The 2,015-nt window shown below is 62.4% G+C and carries 1 protein-coding gene; it reads right to left on the bottom strand.

Annotation, left to right across the window (positions count from 1 at the left end; genetic code table 11):
• Positions 1-2,015 (bottom strand): HYR domain-containing protein (locus tag VFX97_01190; protein HEX5701814.1); only part of this gene is annotated, 2,015 nt, incomplete at both ends.

Genomic DNA, 2,015 nt, shown 5'->3' with positions numbered 1-2,015 from the left:
CCCGACTTCGTGTTCGTGCTCCAGTTCGCCCTCACTCGCGTTGCAGGCGTGTTGTGCGTCAGCCCGAACAAGCACGACCCCGGCCGGTTGCCTTCTATCTTGCCAAAGCCCGTGAACGGCGTCGGCGTGTTGGCGCAGAAGAACTGATACTGTCCTGTGAACGTGTTGATCAACAGCCTGTTGCCTGGATTGTTGTCGTCCTCAAGACAGACGTTGAACGCAGTCACCGCGAACGAACAGGTCGCCGTGTTGCCTGATGCGTCGGTGGCCGTGCACGTCACCGTTGTCGTCCCGACCGGGAACGGTGTCCCCGATGGCGGCACGCACGCCACAGTCACTCCGGGGCAGTTGTCCGTAGCAACCGGCGGCGGGAATGTTCCTACCGCTGTTGTGGCTATCGGGCAGCTTGCCGGCGCGACCGCTGTCACAGGAGCCGGGCAGGTGATAGTCGGTGGCTGCGTGTCAACGACAGTGACGGTGAAGGTGCACTGTCGCTGAGGCGGACCCGTAGTCGTGCAGGTGACGGTCGTCGTGCCTACGGGGAAGAATGAGCCGGAGGCCGGCGAGCAGGTGGGAGCCGCGCAGACGCCGCTTGTGGTCGGAGGCGGATAGTTTACGACCGCTCCGCACTGGTTCGGGTCGTTCGACTGGGTCTGGTTTGGCGGGCAGGTGATCGAGTCGCAGACCGCCCCGCCGCAGTTGGTGCCGGTCGAGGTGAGCGAGTCTATCCTGATGCCCTGACCGCTGACGCTGCTGTCGGTCGCGCGGCGGAAGCGCAGCCTGATGTTGCCGCCGTTTGCCGAGGCAGGGATGTTGACGGTCGTCGTGACGAACCCGGCGGTGTTGCCGGTCCAGGCATTTCGACCAGCAATCGGGCTACCGAAGTTGACGCTGATAACTCCGTTGTAGCCACCCACGGCGAACGAGCCGCCTGCTGCGATGATGTCCTGGAACGCCCCGCCGTTGATCGATATCTCTAGCACTGCGCCGTCGAAACCGTTCTCGAGGTTGTTATTCCTTCTGAAGGTTACGGTGGCCGTGTTTGAGATTACTCCGAACAGTGGCGTGTCGAGCAGCTCATCCGAGATGCAGTTAGGATCGTTGACAAACGCCGCGTTTGGCGGAGTGTCAGCCGGAGGAGCAGGCACGCCCGCGTTAGAGGTCTCCCACGGGTTGGAGTTGACACAGTCAATGGCCGTCGTGGCCGTCCACCCTGTCGGCAGAGCCGGAGGCGTGACCGAATCGAAGTTCTCCGCGCAAGGACCGCCGCCACCGCCTGTGCAGCACTGGAAGCCATCCGTGATCGAGATGGTGTCAACTCTCCAGCCTACTTGCGAGACTGAGTTGTCGGTCGCACGGCGGAAGCGCAGCCTGATGTTTTGACCTGCGGCAGCGGCAGGCAGGTTTACGGTAGTCGTGATGAAGCCGCCCGATATGCCGGACCAGGCATTTCGACCGCCGATGGGAGAGCCGAAAGCCGTGCTTATCACGGAGTTGTAGCCGCCAGCGACGAAGCTGCCGCCTGCGGTGATGATGTCGGTGAAAGCGCCCGCCCCGATAGCGATCTCAAGTACGCCGCCGTCGAAGGTGGATTCAAGATCGAAGTTATTCCTGAAAGTCAACCTCGCCGTAGCGCTTGTGATGGCGATCGTTGGGGTGTCAAGCACGACATCTGTAACGACTGCCGGGTCGTTAATAAAGGCGCTGTTGGGGGCGGTGTCAGCCGGAGGAGCGGGAGTGCCGGCGCTTGAAGTGACCCAGTTGACGGTGCCCGGAGGACCGGTAACGACGGTGGCGGTCCAACCGGCAGGCAAAGCCGGTGCAACCACTCCGTCAAAATTCTGTGTGAAGGCCACGGCCTGCGTGCCTAGAGTGAATGTGTAAGTGACGGTGCCGAGGTTGGTCGCGCCGTCCTGGAGTTGCAGCGAAGCCGTGATCGTGCCGCCGCACGCGCCGCTGGCCGTGAAGGTGAAGTTTCTGCAAACAGTCGCGCCAACTGCTACCGCGCCGTAGTT

Source organism: Pyrinomonadaceae bacterium (assembly GCA_036277115.1).
GTDB lineage: Bacteria > Acidobacteriota > Blastocatellia > Pyrinomonadales > Pyrinomonadaceae > UBA11740.
Note: the sequence above shows the minus strand (reverse complement) of the source record. Positions and strands in the feature narration are given on the sequence as shown.